Raw genomic sequence first — 1,441 nt, 5'->3', positions numbered from 1 at the left:
AGCAGCATTCCGCGTCCCAGCGCCGTAGCCAAGGTGACCGGCCTTGCCGAGTTCGGCGCGGACGCCGCCGTGCGCATGCCTGAAAATACCCTGCATCTGGCTCTGGCCCAGGCCAAGGTATCGCATGCCCTTATCAAGGGCATCGACACGTCCGAAGCCGAAAAAATGCCCGGTGTCTTCAAGGTGCTGACCCACAAGGACGTGAAGGGCAAAAACCGCATTACGGGCCTTATCACCTTCCCCACCAACAAGGGCGACGGCTGGGAACGGCCCATTCTTAATGATGAAAAGATATTCCAGTATGGCGACGCCCTTGCCATCGTTTGCGCCGACTCCGAGGCCAATGCCCGCGCTGCCGCTGAAAAGGTCAAGTTTGACCTTGAGCTTTTGCCCGAATACATGAGCGCTCCCGAAGCCATGGCCCCGGACGCCATCGAGATTCACCCCGGCACGCCCAACGTCTACTATGACCAGCTTGAAGAAAAGGGCGCGGATACGGCTCCCTTCTTCAGCGATTCGGGCAACGTGGTCGTTGAAGGCAGCTACTATACCCAGCGCCAGCCCCACCTGCCCATCGAACCTGACGTGGGCTACGGCTATATCAACGAGCAGGGACAGGTGGTCATCCACTCCAAGTCCGTTGCCATCCATCTGCACGCCCTCATGATCGCCCCCGGCCTTGGCCTGGAATTCCCCAAGGATCTTGTGCTGGTGCAGAACACCACGGGCGGCACGTTCGGCTACAAGTTCAGCCCGACGATGGAGGCCCTTGTGGGCGTGGCCGTCATGGCTACAGGCCGCCCCTGCCACCTGCGCTATAACTATGAGCAGCAGCAGAACTACACCGGCAAGCGTTCGCCCTTCTGGACAACCATGCGCTACGCGGCCGACAGGCAGGGCAAGATCCTTGCCATGGAAACGGACTGGACCGTGGACCACGGCCCCTATTCCGAATTCGGCGACCTTCTGACCCTGCGCGGCGCACAGTATATCGGCGCCGGTTACGGCATCGCCAATATCCGTGGCAAGGGCCGCACAGTTGCCACCAACCATTGCTGGGGCGCGGCCTTCCGTGGTTACGGTGCGCCCGAGTCGGAATTCCCCTCTGAAGTGCTCATGGACGAACTGGCCGAAAAGCTCGGCATGGATCCCTTTGAGCTGCGCGCTCTCAACTGCTATAAAGAAGGCGATACCAACCCCTCGGGGCAGATTCCTGAAGTTATGAGTCTGCCGGAAATGTTTGATAAAATGCGTCCGTACTACGAAGAATCCAAAAAGCGCGTGAAAGAGCGCTCCACCGCCGAAATCAAGCGCGGCGTGGGCGTGGCCCTTGGCGTGTACGGCGCTGGCCTGGACGGGCCGGACACTTCCGAAGCCTGGGTGGAACTGAACGATGACGGCAGCGTGACCCTGGGCAACTCGTGGGAAGACCACGGTCAGG

Annotated in this window: 1 protein-coding gene; it reads left to right on the top strand. The window is 60.4% G+C overall.

Going from position 1 to position 1,441, the window contains the following annotated elements; genetic code table 11:
• Positions 1-1,441 (top strand): xanthine dehydrogenase family protein molybdopterin-binding subunit (locus V6C07_RS01910; RefSeq protein ID WP_333534702.1); only part of this gene is annotated, 1,441 nt, incomplete at both ends.

It is taken from the genome of Desulfovibrio sp. 1214_IL3152 (genome assembly GCF_036763055.1).
In the GTDB taxonomy this organism is placed as follows: Bacteria; Desulfobacterota; Desulfovibrionia; order Desulfovibrionales; family Desulfovibrionaceae; genus Desulfovibrio.
The sequence above is the reverse complement of the archived record's forward strand: the minus strand, read 5'-3'. Positions and strand labels throughout refer to the sequence as shown.